Origin of the sequence: Actinoplanes sp. NPDC051470 (assembly GCF_040682035.1) — a bacterium.
GTDB lineage: Bacteria > Actinomycetota > Actinomycetes > Mycobacteriales > Micromonosporaceae > Actinoplanes.
This window is the reverse complement of record NZ_JBFBAA010000076.1, coordinates 1-4,137: the sequence shown is the minus strand read 5'-3', so window position 1 is coordinate 4,137 and position 4,137 is coordinate 1. Positions and strand designations below refer to the sequence as shown.

1 protein-coding gene is annotated in these 4,137 nt (G+C 69.8%); it reads left to right on the top strand.

The window, feature by feature from the left end; all coding sequences use genetic code 11:
* A partial coding sequence (locus AB0M54_RS47755; protein ID WP_364480011.1) for a beta-ketoacyl synthase N-terminal-like domain-containing protein occupies positions 1 to 4,137 on the top strand: 4,137 nt, incomplete at both ends.

The window sequence follows — 4,137 nt, the reverse complement described above, 5'->3', positions numbered from 1 at the left end:
CTGGTCGAATCGGGCACCGACGCCATCGCACCCTTCCCCACCGACCGGGGCTGGCCGGACGTCACCGACACCTCACACTCCCAGCACGGCGGCTTCCTGCACACCGCAGCCGACTTCGACGCCGCGTTCTTCGGCATCAGTCCCCGCGAAGCCCTCGCCATGGACCCGCAGCAACGGCTGATCCTCGAAGCGTCGTGGGAAGCCTTCGAACGAGCCGGCATCGACCCGGCCGACGCCCGCGGAACCGACACCGGCGTGTTCATGGGCGCCTACTCCGGCGGGTACGGCATCGGCGCCGATCTGGCCGGCTTCGGTGCCACCTCCGGCGCCACGAGTGTGCTGTCCGGCCGGGTGTCGTACTTCTTCGGCCTCGAAGGCCCCGCGATCACCGTCGACACCGCGTGCTCGTCGTCGCTGGTCGCGCTGCACCAGGCCGGGCATGCGCTGCGTCAGGGCGAGTGCTCGATGGCCCTGGTCGGCGGCGTCACCGTGATGGCCACACCCGACATCTTCGTCGAGTTCTCCCGCCAGCGCGGCCTGGCCGCTGACGGCCGGTGCAAGGCCTTCGCCGACGCGGCCGACGGTACGGGCTGGTCCGAAGGCGTCGGCGTGCTCCTCGTCGAGCGCCTCTCCGAAGCCCAAGCGAAAGGTCACCGGGTCCTGGCCGTCGTCCGTAGCTCGGCGGTCAACCAGGACGGCGCCTCCAACGGCCTCACCGCGCCCAACGGGCCCTCCCAGCAACGCGTCATCCAAGCCGCACTCAGTAACGCGGGCCTGGCACCCCGCGAGGTCGACGTGGTCGAGGCCCACGGCACCGGCACCACCCTGGGCGACCCGATCGAGGCCCAAGCAGTCATCGCCAGCTACGGCCAGGACCGTGAGCGGCCGCTGCTGCTCGGATCACTGAAGTCGAACGTCGGCCACACCCAGGCCGCCGCCGGCGTCTCCGGTGTCATCAAAATGGTCATGGCCCTACAGCACGGGGTAGTACCGCGAACCCTGCATGTCGATGAGCCCTCACGGCACGTCGACTGGACCGCCGGCGCCGTGGAGCTGGTCACCGACAACCAACCCTGGCCAGAAGCCGATCGGCCCCGGCGAGCCGGTGTCTCTTCCTTCGGCGTCAGCGGCACCAACGCCCACGTCATCCTCGAAAGCCCACCCAACCAACCCCCAGCCACCCCTCACGAGCCGGCACACGAACCCACGCCGCTGATCATCTCCGCCAAGACACCGGCGGCGTTGGCCGACTACGAGAACCGGCTACGCGCCTACCTGACCGTCACGCCCGGTGTGAATGTTCCGGCGGTGGCCGCCACCCTGGCGGTGACACGGTCGCTGTTCGAGCACCGCGCCGTACTGCTGGGCGACGACACCATCACCGGCACGGCGATAACCGAACCGCGGGTGGTGTTCGTGTTCCCGGGTCAGGGCTGGCAGTGGCTCGGCATGGGCGCCGCCCTGCGAGGGTCGTCGGTGGTGTTCGCCGAACGGATGACCGAGTGCGCGGCGGCGTTGAGCGAGTTCGTCGACTGGGACCTGTTCGCCGTGCTCGACGACCCGGCCGTCGTCGACCGGGTCGAGGTGGTGCAACCAGCCTGCTGGGCGGTGATGGTGTCACTGGCCGCGGTATGGCAGGCCGCCGGGGTCCATCCCGACGCGGTCGTCGGCCACTCCCAGGGCGAAATCGCCGCCGCGTGTATCGCAGGTGCGATCTCGCTGCAAGACGCCGCCCGGGTCGTGGCGTTGCGCAGTCGTCTGATCAGCCAGAGATTGGCGGGTCACGGCGCGATGGCATCGGTGACGTTGCCCGCTGATCAGATCGTCCTCGCTGACGGGGTTTGGATTGCCGCGCACAACGGCCCGGCCTCCACCGTCGTCGCCGGTGATCCGGACGCGGTGGAACAAATGCTCGGCGACCGGGTCCGGAAGATCGCGGTGGACTACGCCTCGCACACCCCACACGTGAAACAGATCCAGACCGAACTGCTCGACATCACCGCTGGCATCGGCTCGCACGCCCCGACTGTGCCGTGGTTCTCAACTGTCGACGGAGCGTGGGTCGACGGGCCGCTCGATCGGGACTACTGGTACCGCAACCTGCGTCAACCGGTCGGCTTCCACACAGCGGTGGAAACCTTGCAGGCGCTCGGTGAGACCGTGTTCGTCGAGGTCAGCGCCAGCCCGGTGCTGCTACCGGCCATGGACGACGCGGTCACCGTCGCCACCCTGCGCCGTGACGACGGAACCATCACCCGAATGCACACCGCGCTCGCCGAAGCCCACGTCCACGGCGTGAACGTCGACTGGCCGCACCTCATCGGCGACACCGGCCGGCGGACCCTCGACCTCCCGACCTATGCCTTCCAACACCACCGCTACTGGATCAGCGCGGCGACCGTCTCCCCCGGCGGGCTGCGGCATCCCCTGCTCGACACCCTCGTCGAGCTCCCGGGCACCGACGGCGTCGTGCTGACCGGGCGGGTCTCGCTGGCCACCCACCCCTGGCTGGCCGACCACCAGATCCGCGGCAACATCCTGCTGCCCGGCACCGCCTTCGTCGAACTCGTCACTCGCACCGCCGCCGAGGTCGGCCGCGATGTCATCGATGAACTCGTCATCGAGACACCACTCGTGCTCCCGGCCACCGGAAGCGTGCAACTCTCCGTGTCGGTCGCCGGCGACACAGTCACCGTGTACTCGAAGGAGGACGACACCAGCGACTGGACCCGACACGCCACCGCCACCATCAGCACCTCCCCGCCCACAGCCGTCCCGCCCGATGCCGTCGTCTGGCCGCCGGCCGAGGCCAAGCCGATCGACGTCACCGACTTCTACCCCCGGCTGACCGCCGACGGCTACCACTACGGACCCGCCTTCCAAGGCCTGCAAGCCGCATGGCGCCACCACAACACCATCTACGCCGACATCAGCCTCGCCGAAGCCCAAGCCCAGGACGCCACCCACTACGCCGTGCACCCCGCCCTGCTCGATGCCGCCCTGCACGCCTGCATGCTCCACGCCCCGGAAACCCAGCGGGAAGTGCGGCTGCCGTTCTCCTGGAACCAGGTGCGGGTCCACACCACCACCGGCCCGACCATGCTGCGCGCCGCGGTCACCCCCCAGCAGGACGGCTTCACCATCCGGCTGGCCGACGACACGGGCCGACCTGTCGCCACCATCGGGGCGCTGACCACCCGACCGGTCGCCGGGGAGTCCGACGACCTGTTCACCCTGACCTGGACCGAAGTCTCGGCCCCGGAGGGCGTGCCCGCATCCGACGTGGTGGTGTTCACCGCACACCCCGACGGCGACGACCCGCTGACCGAAGCTCGTGCCCTCACCACCCGAACCCTGCAGGCGATCAAAGACGGGCTCGCCTCGGACAGCACCGTGGTCGTACACACCGGGACCGGATTGGCCTCCGCGGCGGTCTCGGGTCTGATCCGGTCCGCGCAGTCCGAACATCCGGGCCGGTTCGTCCTGGTGGAAAGCAACGACCCCCTCGACCCGGCACACCTGAACGCAGCCACCGGGCTCGACGAACCCCGACTGCGGGTCACCGACGGCCGATGGGAAGCACCACGCCTCACCCGCGCACACCCCGGCCCGCTGACCATCCCCGACACCGAGACCTGGCAGCTGCAGCAACCCCGAAGCGGCACCCTGCAAGACCTCACCCTCACCGCGGTTCCGCAACGACCCCTGCAAGCCGGTGAGGTCCGCATCGCCGTCCGCGCCGCGGGGTTGAACTTCCGCGACGTTGTCGTGGCGCTGGGTATGGTCGACGACAACCGGTTGGCCGGTGGTGAAGCCGCCGGCATCGTCCTGGAAACCGGCCCCGGGGTGGACGACCTGTCCCCCGGTGACCGTGTCTTCGGCTTGGTCGAGGGCGGTTTCGGCCCGGTCGCGGTCACCCAGCGCCGGCTGCTGGCCACCATCCCGGAGCACTGGTCGTACACCACGGCGGCATCCATCCCGGTCGCCTTCGCCACCGCCTACTACGGACTGGTCGACCTCGCCGGCCTCAGCCAGGGCGAGTCGGTGCTGATCCACGCGGCCACCGGTGGTGTGGGTATGGCGGCCACCCAGATCGCCCGGCATCTGGGTGCGGAGGTCTACGCGACTGCGAGCGTC